General features: G+C 79.2%; 14 protein-coding genes. 10 read left to right on the top strand and 4 right to left on the bottom strand.

From position 1 onward, the window contains the following. Positions 1-84: 84 nt before the first annotated feature. Together WA616_RS24060 and WA616_RS24055 are read right to left on the bottom strand one after the other, a co-directional pair. The gene (locus WA616_RS24060) at positions 85-1,623 is read right to left on the bottom strand and encodes an NAD-dependent malic enzyme (RefSeq protein ID WP_336033853.1); all 1,539 of its coding nucleotides are present in this window, start codon (positions 1,621-1,623) and stop codon (positions 85-87) included. A 52-nt stretch (positions 1,624-1,675) separates the two neighbouring features. Then, positions 1,676-2,053, bottom strand: a complete 378-nt coding sequence (locus WA616_RS24055; protein WP_336033851.1) for a hypothetical protein — start codon at positions 2,051-2,053, stop codon at positions 1,676-1,678. A gap of 98 nt (positions 2,054-2,151) precedes the next feature. Between WA616_RS24055 and WA616_RS24050 the strand changes: the two genes are divergently transcribed. Next, entirely contained in the window at positions 2,152-5,139 is a 2,988-nt protein-coding gene (locus WA616_RS24050; protein ID WP_336033849.1) for an ATP-binding protein, read from the top strand. Positions 5,140-5,142: 3 nt separating this feature from the next. Here WA616_RS24050 and WA616_RS24045 read toward each other — a convergent pair whose 3' ends face one another. After that, positions 5,143-5,580, bottom strand: coding sequence for an SRPBCC domain-containing protein (locus tag WA616_RS24045; RefSeq protein ID WP_073417763.1), 438 nt, complete (start codon positions 5,578-5,580; stop codon positions 5,143-5,145). 35 nt (positions 5,581-5,615) lie between these two features. After that, positions 5,616-6,077, bottom strand: a complete 462-nt coding sequence (locus WA616_RS24040) for a DUF309 domain-containing protein (RefSeq protein WP_336033846.1) — start codon at positions 6,075-6,077, stop codon at positions 5,616-5,618. Between the two features lie 177 nt (positions 6,078-6,254). On the opposite strand from WA616_RS24040, the gene egtA reads away from it, so the two are divergent. From egtA to egtE, 9 genes are all read left to right on the top strand, one after another. Further along, the gene (gene egtA, locus WA616_RS24035) at positions 6,255-7,511 is read left to right on the top strand and encodes an ergothioneine biosynthesis glutamate--cysteine ligase EgtA (RefSeq protein WP_336033844.1); all 1,257 of its coding nucleotides are present in this window, start codon (positions 6,255-6,257) and stop codon (positions 7,509-7,511) included. Further along, on the top strand, positions 7,508-8,788 hold the full coding sequence (egtB, locus tag WA616_RS24030) for an ergothioneine biosynthesis protein EgtB (RefSeq protein ID WP_336033843.1): 1,281 nt from the start codon (positions 7,508-7,510) through the stop codon (positions 8,786-8,788). The genes egtA and egtB overlap by 4 nt, the downstream gene beginning before the upstream one ends. Positions 8,789-8,790: 2 nt before the next feature. Next, positions 8,791-9,501, top strand: a complete 711-nt coding sequence (gene egtC, locus WA616_RS24025) for an ergothioneine biosynthesis protein EgtC (protein WP_336033841.1) — start codon at positions 8,791-8,793, stop codon at positions 9,499-9,501. Beyond that, on the top strand, positions 9,498-10,469 hold the full coding sequence (gene egtD, locus WA616_RS24020; protein WP_336033839.1) for an L-histidine N(alpha)-methyltransferase: 972 nt from the start codon (positions 9,498-9,500) through the stop codon (positions 10,467-10,469). Before egtC ends, egtD begins: the two co-directional genes overlap by 4 nt. 160 nt (positions 10,470-10,629) lie before the next feature. Beyond that, positions 10,630-11,442: a DUF4397 domain-containing protein gene (locus tag WA616_RS24015; protein WP_336033838.1), complete on the top strand. Its 813-nt coding sequence runs from the start codon at positions 10,630-10,632 to the stop codon at positions 11,440-11,442. 5 nt (positions 11,443-11,447) lie between these two features. Further along, positions 11,448-12,116 (top strand): class F sortase, encoded by a 669-nt coding sequence (locus WA616_RS24010; RefSeq protein ID WP_336033836.1) that lies wholly within the window; start codon positions 11,448-11,450, stop codon positions 12,114-12,116. Positions 12,117-12,166: 50 nt separating this feature from the next. After that, positions 12,167-12,766: an RNA polymerase sigma factor gene (locus WA616_RS24005; protein WP_336033834.1), complete on the top strand. Its 600-nt coding sequence runs from the start codon at positions 12,167-12,169 to the stop codon at positions 12,764-12,766. Beyond that, entirely contained in the window at positions 12,747-13,577 is an 831-nt protein-coding gene (locus WA616_RS24000) for an anti-sigma factor (protein ID WP_336033832.1), read from the top strand. The genes WA616_RS24005 and WA616_RS24000 overlap by 20 nt, the downstream gene beginning before the upstream one ends. Positions 13,578-13,593: 16 nt before the next feature. Further along, positions 13,594-14,724, top strand: a complete 1,131-nt coding sequence (gene egtE / locus WA616_RS23995; RefSeq protein WP_336033830.1) for an ergothioneine biosynthesis PLP-dependent enzyme EgtE — start codon at positions 13,594-13,596, stop codon at positions 14,722-14,724. Positions 14,725-14,747: the final 23 nt, after the last annotated feature.

The raw sequence follows: 14,747 nt of genomic DNA, 5'->3' as shown, positions 1-14,747 counted from the left end.
CCGCTCCTCGCGGGAGCCTCCGGCCCCCACTCGTCGAGGACACCGCGGCCAATCACCGTCCCCCGCCCGGGTGGAGCCCCGGCGTCAGCCGCTCGAGCTCATCCGGTCGGTGACGGGGGCGGTCGCGCCCGGCTCGGCCCGGGCCTGGTCGGCGACGGCGGCGGCCACCGCGGGCGTCACCGCCGGGTCGAACACGCTCGGGATGACGTAGTTGGCGTTGAGCTGGTCGTCGCGCACCAGCGCCGACAGCGCCTCGGCGGCGGCCAGCAGCATCCCGGTGCTGATCTCGGTGGCCCGGGCGTCGAGCAGGCCGCGGAACACGCCGGGGAAGGCCAGCACGTTGTTGATCTGGTTGGGCAGGTCCGACCGGCCCGAGGCGACGACGGCGGCGTACTGGCGCGCCCGCACCGGGTCGACCTCCGGCGTCGGGTTGGCCATCGGGAACACCACCGCGCGCTCGGCCATCCCGGCCAGCGCCTCGACCGGCAGCACGTTGCCGGCGCTGACACCGATGAACACGTCGGCGCCGGCCAGCGCGGCGGGCAGGTCGCCGCGCGTGCATGCGGGGTTGGTCCGCCGGGCCAGCGCGAGCTTGGCCGGGGACAGCCGCTCGTCGTCGGGCGAGAGGATCCCCTCCCGGTCCCACACCAGCACCTGACCGGCGCCGGCCTCCAGCAGCAGGTGCACGATCGCCGTCCCGGCGGCGCCCGCCCCGGCGACGACGATCCGCACGTCGGGCAGCTGCTTGTCCACGACGCGCAGCGCGTTGCGCAGGGCGGCCAGCGCGACGATCGCCGTCCCGTGCTGGTCGTCGTGGAAGACGGGGACGTCGAGCCGCTCGCGCAGCCGGGCCTCGATCTCGAAGCAGCGGGGCGCGGCGATGTCCTCGAGGTTGATCCCGCCGAAGCCGGGCGCGATCAGCTCGACGGTGCGCACGATCTCGTCGACGTCCTGGGTGTCCAGGCAGATCGGCCAGGCGTCGATGTCGGCGAACCGCTTGAACAGCGCCGCCTTGCCCTCCATGACCGGCAGCGCCGCGCCGGGCCCGAGGTCGCCGAGGCCCAGGACGGCCGAGCCGTCGGTGACGACGGCGACGGTGTTGCCCTTGATGGTCAGCCGCCGCACGTCCTCGGGGTGCTCGGCCAGCGCCAGGCACACCCGCGCGACGCCGGGCGTGTAGGCCATCGACAGGTCGTCGCGGGTCTTGAGCGGCACCTTGGAGGCCACCTCCAGCTTGCCGCCGAGGTGCAGCAGGAAGGTGCGGTCGCTGACCTTGCGCACGGCCACGCCGGGGACGGCGCGCAGCGCGTCGACCATCTCCTCGGAGTGGGCGGCGTCGGCGGCCGAGCAGGTGACGTCGACGGTGAGCCCGTCGGAGCGGGAGTCGACGACGTCGATCGCGGTCACCGCCCCGCCGGCGGTGCCCACCGCGGTGGCGATCCGGCCGATGGACGCCGGGTCGCCGTCGGCGGTCAGCCGCACGGTGATCGAGTAGGACGCCGAGGTGACCGGCCCGCGGGGCGCGGCGGCCGGCTCGCCGGGCGCGCTGTCGCCGGTACCGGTGGAGGGAGCGGTGCCGGTGGAGGGAGCGGTGCCGGTCGAGGGAGCGGTGTCGGTGCTCACCGGACCATCGTGACACCGCGACCGGAGCCGGACGTGGTTCCGGTCACAGTGGTCACGGCACCCGGCGCAGCGGCTCCAGCACGACCTCCAGGCCGCCGTCGGCCGCGGCGGCCACGAGAGCGGCGCCGTCCAGCGGCGGCGGGCCGACGAGGGCGGCGAGCGTCCGCTCCGGTCCCGACGGGAAGCCGACGGCGGCCAGCCGGGCGGGCGCCGGGCCGCCGGCGACCGACCAGGTCACCCCGCGCGGGCAGACGACGACCGAGCCGGCCGGGCGGGCCCGCGGCGGGCCCGCCCCGACCGCGAGCGCCGGCGCCCCCTCCAGGACGACGAGCACCAGGTCGGCGCGGCGGGCGAGGTAGCGGTGCGCCGGGGTGCCCGCCGGGAGGGTCAGCACCTGCGCGCCGGGGAGGACGGCGTCGATCGGCTCCATGGCCCGCACGGTGCGCCCGCGCGCTGGTGGGCCGCTGGTCGGCGCCGCGCCAGCCGGCGACCAGCACCCGACCAGCCCGGGCACCCAGCGTGGCCGCCATGACCTCCTCGCTCTCCACCCCCGCGGCGGCCACCCCACAGGCCACCGCACCGGCATCCGCCCCCCGCCCGTCCCCGTGGCGGGAGATCGGCGTCTTCCTCGCCACGGTCGCCCTCCTGCTCTCCGTCACCACCTCCGTCGCCGCGGCCGCCGGCGCCGACGTCACCCGCGTCGACGAGGCGCCGCCGCTGGTCCAGGCGCTGCTGTTCGGCCAGGCGCTCATCCCGCTGCTGGCCGCCGTCGTCGCCCGCCTGGTCGCCACCGGGACGCTGCGCCGGCCGGACTGGGGCGTCCGCCGGACGTCGCTGCGCAGCCTCGGGACCGCCTGGCTGTGGGCGCTGCTGCCCACGCTGGCGGCCGGCGTCCTGCTGTGGGTCACCGGCCTGGCCGGCTTCGCCTCAGACGCCCTGGACGTGCTGCGCCGCGTCCGGGAGCGGATCGCCGACGAGCTGGGCTTCGACCCCTCCGCCGAGCTGCGCGACCTCGAGGCCGCGGTGCTGCGCCAGGACCCCGCGCTCGGTGCGGGGTCCGCGTCCGCCCGAGCGCGGGGTACGGCACCTCCTCCGCCCGCGCCCGCCCCGCCGGGACCCGCCACGGACGGCTTCGTCGGCCGGCCCGCCGAGCTGGCCGCCCTCGGCGCCGCCTGGTCGGCGGCCTCCGCCGGGCGCGGCACCGCCGTCGTGGTCACCGGCGAGCCCGGCATCGGCAAGACCCGGCTGGTCGAGGCCTTCGCCGCCCGCGCCGGGGCGGCGGTGCGCTGGGGGCGCTGCGCGGAGATCGGCGGGGCGCCGCCGTACTGGCCGTGGCAGCAGGTGCTGGGCGGCCTGCCCGAGGCGGCGCTCGGCTCCGACACCGGCGCCCGCTTCGCGCTCGGCCTGGACACCGCCCGCCGGCTGCACGCGCTCGCGGCCGACGCGCCGCTGCTCGTCGTCCTCGACGACCTGCAGTGGGCCGACCGCGACTCCCTGCACGTGCTCGAGGTGGTGCTGTCGCAGATGCACGGCAGCCGGGTGCTGCTCGCCGTCACCTGCCGCGAGGAGGCCACCGGCGACGAGGGCCTGTCGCGGGTGCTCGGCGCCGCGGCCCGCCTGCCCGGTGCGCGCCGGCTGCGCCTGGGCGGCCTGGCGGCCGACGAGGTCGCCGACCTGGTCGGGGAGCTGCGCGGCGCCCCCGCCGAGGACGCCGCCGCGCTCACCGCGCGCACCGGCGGCAACCCGTTCTTCGTCACCGAGCTCGCCGCGCTGCCCGCTCCGTCCGGTCCCGCCGTCCCGGCGGGCGTGCGCGACGTCGTCCGGCTGCGGGTGGCCGCGCTCCCGGCCGGCGCGCAGCGCGTGCTGGCCACGGCCGCCGTCGCCGGCCGCGAGGTGTCGCTGGCGCTGCTCGGCGCGGCGCTCGGCCCCGGCGACCCCGCCGGGGTGACGGCGGCCCTGCGCACCGGCCTGCTGCTGGAGACGACGCCCGGCCGGGTGCGGGTGGCGCACGACCTGGTGCGCGAGGTCCTGCTGGCCGACCTCGGCCCGGTCGAGCGCGCCGCCGTCCACGGCCGGCTCGCCGCGGCGCTGGAGAACGGGCCGGCCGCGGCCACCTCCGCCGGGGCCATCGCCGTGCACCGCAGCGAGGCCGCCGCCGGCGGGCCGGACGAGCGGGCCGCCCGCGCCTGCCTCCGCGCCGCCGGGGAGGCCCTCGACCGGGCCGGCGTCGACGAGGCGGTCGCGCTCGCCGGGCGCGGGCTATCGCACGTCCCGGCCGGCGCCTCCGCGCTCGGGGCCGACCTGCACCTGCTCCGCGGCGAGGGGCTGCGCCGGCTGGGCCTGCTGGAGGACAGCGGCGCCGAGCTGCGCACCGCCGCCGGCCTCGCCCGCGCCGCCGACGACCCCGCCCGGCTGGCCCGCGCCGCCGTCGCCTCGGCCGGGGGCGGGGTGGGCGGCTACTGGGCGTCGGTGGGCGCGCCCGCCGCCACCGACGTCGCGCTGCTGGAGGAGGCCGCCGCCCGCGCCGGGGAGCTGCCGCCCGCCCTCGCCTCGGCGGTCCTCGCCGCGCTGGCGGTGCAGCGGTCCTCCTCCGGCGAGCCCGGCGGCCGCGAGCTGGCCGACCGGGCGCTCGCCGCGGCCGGCGACTCCCCCGCCGCACGCCCGCGCGCCCGGGTGGCCCGCTTCGTCGCCGACTGGACGCCGGCGCACGCGGCCGGCCGGGTGGCGCTGGCCCGGACGATGCTGCGCGAGTCCACCGGCGACCCGGCGGCCGAGGCGACCGCGCTGCACCTGCTGCGCTGCGCGCTCACCGAGACCGCGCAGGCGGAGGAGGCGGCGGTGGTCAGCCGGCGGTTCACCGAGCTGGCCACCCGCCGCGGCGACGGCGACCTGCTGCAGCTCGACGCCTGGTGGTCGGCCGGACTCGCGCTGGCCCGCGGGGACGCCGACGGCGCGCGCCGGCTGGCCGACGCCGCCGTCGCCGACGCGCCCACCACCTCCCCGGCCGCCGCGGACGTCACCCGCATGTCCCGCCAGACGATCGAGGGCATCGCCGCCTGGCACGAACGGCGGATGCCCGACCTGGTGCCGGAGGTGGTCGACCTGGCCGCCACGGTCGACCCGGGCTGGCTGGCGGTGCTCGCCCAGGCGCACGCGCAGGCCGGCCGGACGGAGGTGTCCCGTGCCGCCGTCGAGCGGTGGCTCGGCTTCCCCGCGCACGGCGCCCGCGAGCCGGTGCGCACCGTCCTGCTGGCCGACGTCGCCCTGGAGCTGCGCGCCCGCGACCTCGCCGCCACCGTGCTGCCCGCGCTGCGCTCCTACGGCGACACGGTGGTCGTGCTGTGGGCCGGGACGACGGTGCTCGGCCCGACGGCGCTCTACCGCGGCGGCGTGCTCGGCCTGCTCGGCGAGCCGGGCGCGACCGCGGAGCTGGAGCGGGCGCTGGAGCTGTGCGACCTGTTCGGCTTCGCGCCGTTCGCCGCCCGCGCGCGGGTGCTGCTCGCCGAGTTCTGCTGAGCCTCAGCCCGGGCGCCGGGCAGACCGCTCGGCGCGCGCCCGGAGCCCCGCGCAGAACTGGCGGAACGAGGGGTTGAGGTCCGGTGTCGCCCGCTCGGTCACCCAGGCCAGCGGGCCGGTCTGGTCCTCGCGGACGGTGAGCACCGTGCCGCCGCCGTCCTGCCGGTCGAGGGTGTACGTGCGCTCGATGACCGCCAGCCCGAACGGCAGGCCGCCGCGCCAGCGCATCGCCTCGCCCGGCCGCAGCTCGGTGACGGTGACCGCGAACGGGCGACTGCGGATCATGGTCGCGTACAGGGTCAGCCGCTCGCCGAGCGCGACGCGCCCCTCGACCCGGTCGACGCCGGAGTCCCAGTCCCGCCAGCTGCCGACGTCGACCAGGTGCCGCCACACCTCGTCCGGCGCCGCGTCGATCCGTGTGGCCGCCTCGTAGCTGCGCATGGGGCCTCCTCCCGCCGCCCGCAGTCTGCCCGGGCTCAGGAGCGCGGGCCAGGGGCGCGCAGGCGGAACGGCCGGTCCGGGTCGAGCGGCCCGCGCGCCCAGGCCAGCAGCCCGGCGACGTCGAGGCCGTGCGGCGGTGCGGCGGCGTAGGGGGCGACGTTGGCGGCGCCCCGCTCCACCAGCGTCGCGGCGCCGCGGGCGTTCCCGCGGGCGGCGTGGGTGAGGCCGACGGCGAGCTGGGCCAGGCCGCGCCAGAGCTGCCGCTCGTCGGCGGGCGCGGCCTTCCACGCGTCCTCCAGCACCTCGTGGGCGTGGAACGGGCGGCCGGCGTCGAGCAGGGCCTGCGCCTCGGCGACCGCCTCGTCCGGAGTGCGCGGCACGCCCTCCGGCGCCCGCTCGACGCCCTCGGCGCCGCGCGGCAGCGGGCGGCCGAGCGCGTCGCGGGGGCGGGCGTTGCGGGCCCGGCCCTCCGGGTCCCGGTCGGGGGAGACATCCACCCGGCGATCGTGCGACGAACACGGGAGGACGGCACGACGACGACGGCCGCGGGGGTTGTCACCGCGGCCGTCGCCTGACTGGATGGGAGCCGAGGACGGCCGCGCACTGGAGGCCGCCCCCGCACTGACCCGCGGTCGCCCCGGCGACCGGTCCGGACCTGGAGGGGGGTGGGCGCCATGGCGCCCGTCGTGGAGGAGTGCACGGCGCTCGACCTGGACGCCGCCGCCGCGGCCGTCACCGCCGCCGCGCTGCGGCCGGGGCCCGTGGGCACCGTCGGCCTGGAACTCGAGGCGCACCTGGTCGACCTGGACGCGCCCGCGGACCGGGTGCCCTGGGAGCGCGTCACGGCCGCGGTCGCCGGGCTCCCGCCGCTGCCCGGCGGGTCGCGGGTGACGCTCGAGCCCGGCGGTCAGGTGGAGCTGTCCGGCCCGCCGCTGCCCGGCGCCGGCGCGGCCGTGGCCGCCCTGCGGGCCGACCGGGCGGTGCTCGCCGCGGCGCTGGCCGGGGACCGGCTGGGGCTCGCGCCGCTGGGCACCGACCCGCTGCGCGCGCCCGCGCGCGTGAGCCCCGCGCCGCGGTACCGGGCGATGGAGCGGCACTTCGCCGCCGCGGGCTGCGGCGACGCCGGTGCGGCGATGATGACGGCGACCGCGTCGCTGCAGGTGAACCTGGACGCCGGCCCGCGGGAGGGCTGGGGCGCCCGGGTGTCGCTGGCCCACCGGATCGGCCCGGTGCTGGTGGCGCTGTCGGCCTGCTCGCCGCTGGCCGGCGGGCGGGCCACCGGCTGGCGCTCGGCGCGCCAGCGGGTGTGGGGCGCGCTCGACCAGCGCCGCTGCGGCCCGCTGCTCGGCGGCCCCGACCCGGCCGGCGAGTGGGCCGACTACGCCCTCGCCGCCCCGGTGATGCTGGTGCGCGACCCGGGGAGCGGCGCGGCGGAGCCGGTCCGCGCCCGGGTGCCGTTCGCCGACTGGGTCACCGGCGCCGCGCCGCTGGGCGGGCGCCGGCCGACGGCGGCCGACCTCGACTACCACCTGTCCACGCTGTTCCCGCCGGTCCGCCCGCGCGGCTACCTGGAGATCCGCTACCTCGACGCCGCCCCCGAGCCGTGGTGGCCGGCGCTGGCCGCCGTCACCACCGCGCTGCTCGACGACGCGCGGGCCGCCGACGCCGCCGCCGACGCCACCGCGCCCGTGGCCGGCGCCTGGACCCGCGCCGCCCGCGACGGGCTGGCCGACCCCGCGCTGCGCGCCGCCGCGGGAGCCTGCGTGGCCGCGGCGCTGCCCGCCGTCCCCGCCGCGCTGCGCCCGGAGGCCGAGGCGCTCGCCGCGCTCGCGGAGTCCGGCCGCTGCCCCGGCGACCTGCTGCTCCCCGACCCCGTCGCCGCCCTGCTCACCGCCACCCTGCCGCCCCCCGGCCCGGAGGACCTGCCGTGACCGCGCCCACCGAACTGCTCGCCCGCGAGCTGGAGGCCGCCCGCCGGCGCACCCTGCTGCTCACCGACCACGACGACCCCGAGCTGCTGCGCCAGCACAGTCCGCTGATGAGCCCACTGGTGTGGGACCTCGCGCACGTCGGCCAGCAGGAGGACCTGTGGCTGCTGCGCGGCGGCGACGCCCGCCGGCGGGGCCTGCTGCCGCCCGCCGTCGAGGCGCTCTACGACGCCTTCACCCACCCCCGGGCGGTGCGCGACCGGCTGCCGCTGCTGCCGCCGGTGGAGGCGCGCGCCTACGTCGGGGAGGTGCGCGGGCGGGTGCTCGACCGGCTGGAGCGCTCCGGACCGGACGACGACCCCTTCGACGTCGCGATGGTCGTGAGCCACGAGGCCCAGCACGCGGAGACCATGCTGCAGACCCTCGGCCTGCGCACCGGCCCGCCGCTGCTCGGCGACGGCGACCCGCTGCCGCCGGGCCGGCCGGGCGTGGCCGGGACGTCGGTGCCCGTGCCCGGCGGCCCGTTCGTGCTCGGTGTCGACGCCGCCGACGAGCCGTTCTCGCTGGACAACGAGCGGCCGGCGCACGTGGTCGACGTCCCCGCCTTCCGCATCGGCCGGGTGCCGGTGACCAACGCCGAGTACGCCGCCTTCGTCGCCGACGGCGGCTACGACACGCCGCGCTGGTGGTCGGCGCGCGGCTGGGCGCACCGGCAGGAGGCCGGCCTCACCGGGCCGCGGAACTGGAGCCCCGACGGCACGGTGCGCACCCGCTTCGGCGTGCTGGAGGAGGTGCCGCCCGACGAGCCGGTGCAGCACGTGACCTTCTTCGAGGCCGAGGCGTACGCCGCCTGGGCCGGCGCCCGGCTGCCGACGGAGGCCGAGTGGGAGAAGGCCGCCGTCTGGGACCCCGCCACCGGCACGCGGCGGCGCTGGCCGTGGGGCGACGCCGACCCCGCGCCGGGGCTGGCGAACCTCGGCGGCGGGGCGCTCCGGCCCGCGCCCGCCGGCGCCTACCCGGCGTCGGCCTCCCCGTGCGGCGCCGAGCAGATGATCGGCGACGTCTGGGAGTGGACGTCGTCGGGGTTCACCGCCTGGCCCGGCTTCCGACCGATGCTCTACGCCGACTACTCGCAGCCCTTCTTCGGCGGCGACTACAAGGTGCTGCGCGGCGGCGCGTGGTCGGTGCAGCCCTCGATCCTGCGGCCGAGCTTCCGCAACTGGGACCACCCGGTCCGCCGGCAGGTGTTCAGCGGGTTCCGGCTGGCCTGGGACGCGTAGCCGTGTGCCGCCACCTCGCCTGGCTCGGCCGGCCGCGGTCGCTCGCGTCGCTGGTGCTCGAGCCGCCGTCGTCGCTGCTCGTGCAGTCGTGGGCGCCGCGACGGCAGCGGTACGGCACCGTCAACGCCGACGGCTGGGGCGTCGGCTTCTGGGCCGAGGGGCGCGAGGGCCCGGCGCGGTGGCGCTCGGCGCGGCCGCTGTGGGGTGACCCGTCGTTCGCCTCGGTCGCGCCGGTGCTGCGGTCGGGCTGTGTCGTCGCCGCCGTCCGCTCGGCCACCGTCGGCATGCCGCTGGAGGAGAGCGCGGCCGCGCCGTTCACCGACGGCCGGTGGCTGCTGTCGCACAACGGCCGGGTCGACCGGGCGGTGCTGCCGCCGGTGCGCGACGCGGAGTCCACCGTCGACAGCGCGCTGCTCGCCGCGCTGGTCTTCGCCCGCGGGCCCGAGGCGCTCGGCGACGTCGTCCGGGAGGTGGGCGCCGCGGACCCCGCCGCCCGGCTCAACCTGCTCGCCGCCGACGGCACCCGGCTGCTGGCCACCACCTGGGGCGACACGCTGTCGGCGCTGGTCACCGACGAGGGGACGGCGCTGGCCAGCGAGCCGTGGGACGACGACCCGGCCTGGACCGACCTCCCCGACCGATCACTGGTCGCCGTGACGCCCGACGGCCTCACCGTGACCCCCCTCGACCGCCCGAGCAGAGGAGCTCCGTGACCGACACGCAGGACCGCCTGGGCCCCGACGCCGCCGCCGCGCTGGCCGCCGACGTGCGGGCCGGGCTCACCGCGACGCCGAGGACGCTGCCGCCGCGGTGGTTCTACGACGCCCGCGGCAGCGAGCTGTTCGACGAGATCACCCGGCTGCCCGAGTACTACCCGACCCGCGCCGAGCGGGCGGTCCTCGAGGCGCACGCCGGCGCGATCGCAGCGGCCTCGGGCGCCGACGTGCTGGTGGAGCTCGGCAGCGGCACGTCGGAGAAGACGCGGCTGCTGCTCACCGCGCTCTCGCGTGCGGGGACGCTGCGCCGGTTCGTGCCGGTCGACGTCGACCCGACGGTGCTCGCGGCGGCCGGCGCGGCGATCCGCGCGGAGTACCCGGGCGTCGCCGTCGAGCCGCTGGTCGCCGACCTCACCCGCGACCTGCACCGGCTGCCGCGCACCGGCCGGCGGCTGGTGGCCTTCCTCGGCTCCACGATCGGCAACCTCGAGCCCGGCCCGCGGGCGGCGTTCCTGCGCGACCTCGCGGCCACGCTGCGGCCCGGCGACTCCTTCCTCCTCGGCACCGACCTGGTCAAGGACCCGGCGCGGCTGGTGCGCGCCTACGACGACGCCGCCGGGGTGACCGCGGCGTTCAACCGCAACGTGCTGGCGGTGCTGCGCCGGGAGCTCGGCGCCGAGGTGGACCCCGACGCGTTCGAGCACGTGGCGCTGTGGGACGCCGACGCCGAGTGGATCGAGATGCGGCTGCGCTCGCGCACCGAGCAGGTGGTGGCGGTGCCGGCGCTCGGGCTGGAGGTGCCGTTCGCCGCCGGTGAGGACCTGCGCACCGAGGTGTCGGCGAAGTTCCGCCGCGAGGGCGTCGAGGCCGAGCTCGCCGCGGCCGGGCTGGCGATGACGCACTGGTGGACCGACCCGGCCGGCGACTTCGGCGTCTCCCTCTCGGTCCCCGCACCGGTGTCCTGAGCCGGGTCGTGCTCTGCCCACCCCGGTGGGCAGAGCACGAAGCGCACCTCGTGCTCTGCACACGACCGCGTGCAGAGCACGACCTCGCCCGGGACTGCATCCGGACCTGGGAGGACGCCGGAAGAGGGGGTGTCAGCACACCCCGACCCCGGAGGTCCCCGTGACCCGCACCCGCACCCTCGGCATCGCCACCGTCGCCGGTACCGGCGCACTGCTGGCCCTCGGCGTCGCCCCCGCCTCGGCGGCCGACGCCACCGTCTCGGTCCTGCACGCCGTCCCGGACACCCCGGTGGACGTCTACGCCAACGGCGAGCGGCTCATCGACGACTTCCAGCCCGGCACCCTGACCGACCCGCTGTCGCTGCCGGCCGGCTCCTACGACCTGGCGCTCTTCCCCGCCGACGCCCCCGACGGCTCGGGCACCCCGCTGTTGTCGGCGAACGACGTCGCCGTCCCGTCCGGCGCCAACGCCACGGTCGTCGCCCACCTGACCGCCGAGGGCCAGCCGGCGCTCACCCCGTTCGTCAACGACGTCTCCGAGGTGGCCGCGGGCCAGGGCCGGGTCACCGTCCGGCACACCGCCGCCGCCCCCGCCGTCGACGTCCGCGCCGGCGGCCAGGTGATCGTGCCGAACCTCGCCAACCCGAACGAGGCCTCGCTGGAGGTCCCGGCGGGCACCGTGAGCGCCGACGTCGTCCTGGCCGGCACCTCCACGGTCGCCATCGGCCCGGCCGACCTCGAGGTCGCCGAGGGCGCCACCACGATCGTCTACGCGTGGGGCTCCGAGGAGGCCGGCTACGAGCTCGCCGTCCAGACGATCGGCGGTGGCCACTCCTCGCCGTCCGGCGTCCCCGGCGGCAGCGCGGGCCTGGCCGACGACGAGGGCCTGCCGGTGCCGCTGCTCGGCCTGTCCGCCCTGGGTCTCGTCGGCGCCGGCCTGGCCGCCCGCCGGCTCGCCACGACGCGGGCCTGACGGCCGTGCGACCCGCTGCCGCCGGCGTGGCCCTGGGCCTGGCCCTCGCCGTGGGCGTGCCCACCGCGTGGGAGCTGACCCGGCCCCCGGCGGCGGCGGGCGCGCCCGTCGAGCAGGCCCTCGCGCCCGCCCCGACACCGGCCGCGACCCCGACGACGGCACCTCCGCCGTCGCCGGCCCTCCCGCAGGTGACCACCCGTGACGCCGCGCCGTCCCCCGCCGCCCAGGTGGTCCCGCCGGTGCGGGTCGAGGTGCCCGCCCGCGGCCTCGACGTCCCCGTCGACGCGGTGGGCACCGCGGACGACGGGCAGATGGCCATCCCCGACGACGTCGACCGCGCCGGCTGGTACCGCTTCGGCCCGGCGCCCGGCGCACCCGGCTCGGCCGTCGTCGCCGGGCACGTCGACGACGTCGAGCAGGGCCTCGGCGCGATGGCGGCGCTGCGCGCGGCCGAGCCCGGCGACGAGGTGCTGGTCACCGACGCCGCCGGGACCGTCACCCGCTGGCGGGTCCTCGGCCGGGAACTGCTCGACAAGGGCGCCCTGCCGGTCGACGACCTGTTCCGCCGCGACGGACCGCCCCGGCTGACCCTCGTCACCTGCGGCGGACCGTTCCTCCCCGACCTCGGCGGATACCGCGACAACCTCGTCGTCGTGGCGGAGCCGGCCCCGTGACCGGCCTGCTCGAGCCCCGCACGGGCCGGTGGTCGCCTAGGGTCGGCGAGGTGACCACCCAGGCCGAGCCGGTGCCCCCGGGCGCGGCGGAGCCCGACGACGACGAGGTCGGGCGCCGCTTCGCCGCGGGCGACGAGCAGGCGCTGGCCTGGGCCTACGAGCGCTGGGCCGCCCGCGTGCACGGCATGGCGGTGCGGGCCTTCGGCCCCGGCCCCGACGCCGAGGACGTCACCCAGCAGACATTCGTCTCCGCCTGGACCGGCCGCGCCGGCTACCGCCCCGACCAGGGCCCGCTGCCCGCGTGGCTGACCGGCGTCTGCCGCCACAAGATCGCCGACACCTGGGCCAGGCGGGACCGCCAGCGCCGCGCCGCCGAGGCCGCGCTGATCGAGGCGCAGGCCCGCCCGGCCGGCGGCCCGCAGCCGGTCGACGCCGCCGTCGCCGACCGCGTGCTGCTGCTCGGCGAGCTGGACCGCCTGGGGCAGCCCCAGCGCGGCATCATCGAGCTGGCGTTCTTCGCCGACCTCACCCACGCGCAGATCGCCGAGCGCACCGGCCTGCCGCTGGGGACGGTCAAGAGCCACATCCGGCGCACCCTGGAGCGCCTGCGCGACCGGTTGGAGGTGGACGGTGCCGCACTGCACGCCTGAGGACCTCGGCCTGGCGGCGCTGCGCGAGCCGCTGGGTCCCGACGCCGCCGAGCACCTGGCCGGCTGCGCCTCGTGCACCGACGAGGTGGGCCGGCTGCGCCGCGCCGTCGACGTGCTCACCGTCCCCGAGCTGGCCGAGCCGACGGCGCCGGTCGCTCCCCCGCCCGCGCTGTGGGCCGGGATCGCCGCGGCCACCGGCGTCTCGAGCGCCCCGCGCCCGCAGGTGGTGGCGGCGTCGGCCCCGCCGGCCGGCCCCGTGCCCGACGCGCCGCCCGTCCCGCTCGCACCCCTCCCGCCCGAGCGGTCGGCACCCCGGCCCGTCGCCGCCGGGCCGGTCGCACCCCAGCCGCCGGTCGCCCCGGTGGTGCCGCTGCGCCCGCGCCGCTCCCGGCTGCTGCTCGCCGCCGCCGCGGCGCTGGTGGTGGGGCTCGGCATCGGCGCCGGCGCGGTGGCGCTGTCCGGCCGGGAGGACGCGGGCGTCGCCGTCGCCGCGGCGCAGCTCGACCCGCTGGCCGGCAGCGACGCCACCGGCACCGCGTCGGTCGTCGAGCGCGAGGACGGCACGCGGGTGCTGCGGGTGGAGCTCGCCGCCGACGCGCCGGCCGAGGGCTACTACGAGGCCTGGCTGCTCACCGAGTCGGTGTCCGGGCTGGTCCCGCTCGGGGTGGTCCGCGCCGGCACGGAGGAGTTCGAGCTGCCGCCGGGCATCGACATCGGCGAGTACCCGGTCGTCGACGTCTCCGTGGAGCCCCTCGACGGCGATCCCGCGCACTCCGGCGAGTCGGTGGCCCGGGGGCTGCTGGAGTCCTGAGCGCTAGCGTCGCGGGGTGACCGCGCTCGACCTGCTGCTGCCGCACGACGACCTCGCCGCCGCCTGGCGCACCGCCCGCCCCCGCGCGGCCGGCCGGCACCTGGACTCCGCCGCGTGCAGCCGGCAGAGCGAGCGGGTGCTCGGCGCGGTCGCGCAGCACGCCCGGCACGAGGCCGAGCTCGGCGGCTACGTGGCGCAGGCCGCGGCCGAGCACCTGCTGCAGCAGGGCCGCAGCGTGATCGGCGGGCTGGCCGGCATGGCGGCGGCCGACGTCGTCTTCGTCGAGTCGGCGCAGGCGGCGCTCGCGGCGCTGCTGGCCGCCTGGCGGCTGCCGGCCGGCACACGGGTGGCGGCGCCGACCGGCGAGTACGGGCCGAACCTGGCGCTGCTGCGGGCGGCCGGCCTCGAGGTGGTCCCGGTGGCCTCCGACGGCGACGGGCGGGTCGACGTCGCCGCGCTGGAGCGGCTGCTGACCGCCGACCCGCCGCGGTTCGTGCACCTCACGCACGTGGGCAGCCACCGCGGCGTCGTGCAGCCGGCCCGCGAGGTGGCGGCGCTGTGCCGGGCGCACGGGGTGCCGCTGGTGCTCGACGCCGCGCAGTCGCTCGGGCACGTCGACGTCGACCTCGGCGCCGACGTCGTCTACTCGACCTCCCGCAAGTGGCTGGCCGGGCCGCGCGGCGTCGGCGTGCTGTGCGTGCGCCCGGCGGTGGCCGCGGAGCTCACCCCGGCGGTCCCGGCGCCCGGGGACGTGCCGCCGCTGCGCGCACTGGAGAGCGGCGAGGCGCACGTGGCCGGGCGGGTCGGGCTGGTGCTGGCGGTCGGGGAGCACCTGGCCGCCGGTCCCGACCGGGTGCGCGAGCGGCTGGCGGCGCTGGGCCGGGCGGCGCGGACGGTGCTCGACGGCGCGGCGGGCTGGTCGGTGGTGGAGCCGGCCGGCGAGCCCACCTCGACGACCACGCTGCGCCCGCCGGACGGCGTCGACGTCGCGGCCACCCGGGCGCGGCTGCTCGCCGAGCACGGCGTCGTCACCACCGCGGCCGGCCCGGAGCGGGCGCCGGGCGAGATGACCGGGCCGGTGCTGCGGGTGTCGCCGCACCTGGACGCCACCCTCGACGACCTCGAGGCCCTCGCCGCCGCCCTGTAGGAGGCATTGGAAGCTTTCCGCAC

It is taken from the genome of Geodermatophilus sp. FMUSA9-8, from assembly GCF_037034165.1.
GTDB classification, from domain to species: domain Bacteria; phylum Actinomycetota; class Actinomycetes; order Mycobacteriales; family Geodermatophilaceae; genus Geodermatophilus; species Geodermatophilus nigrescens.
The sequence above is the reverse complement of the archived record's forward strand: the minus strand, read 5'-3'. Positions and strand labels throughout refer to the sequence as shown.